General features: G+C 73.3%; 1 protein-coding gene. It reads left to right on the top strand.

The genetic code is table 11. The features are described from left to right. Window positions 1-164: 164 nt before the first annotated feature. A partial coding sequence (locus Vau01_RS63075) for an AMP-binding protein (protein ID WP_204015517.1) occupies window positions 165-577 on the top strand: 413 nt, incomplete at its 3' end.

The raw sequence follows: 577 nt of genomic DNA, 5'->3' as shown, positions 1-577 counted from the left end.
CCCAACTCCGACACCTCTCCACCACCCCTGTTCCGCACAACGCGGACACCGACGCAGGCGCAGGCGCTGACGTTGGCGCTGACGTTGGTGGGGGTGGGCTGGATGGCTGGGTGGTGCACGAGCGGATCGCTGCACACGCGGCCGCGCGGCCGGGTCATCCGGCGGTGGTCGACGCGACCGGCGAGATCCGGGAAGAGATCACCTATGGTCAACTGCACGACCGGGCCCGTCACCTCGCCGGCCGGCTGGCCGGTCAGCTGGCCCGGCACCTGCAGACCCGGCTCGGTGGGTCCCGCCCCGCTGAGCCGATCGTGGCGGTGGAGTTGCCCCGCGGGGTCGATCTGGTCGTGGCGATGCTGGCGGTCTGGTATGCCGGTGGCGTCTGTCTGCCCGTGGATCCGGAGTATCCGCCGGAGCGGCGGGCGGTGATGCTGGCCGATGCCCAACCCGACCTGCACCTCACCCCGACCACCCTCGCCGACCTCACCGGCCCACCTGCCGATACGACCGACGCGGCAGGCGCGGCAGGCGCGGCAGGCGCGGCGGAGCAGTCCTGGACGCCGGCCCCCACGCCTGC

The organism is Virgisporangium aurantiacum (genome assembly GCF_016863635.1).
In the GTDB taxonomy this organism is placed as follows: Bacteria; Actinomycetota; Actinomycetes; order Mycobacteriales; family Micromonosporaceae; genus Virgisporangium; species Virgisporangium aurantiacum.
Note: the sequence above shows the minus strand (reverse complement) of the source record. Positions and strands in the feature narration are given on the sequence as shown.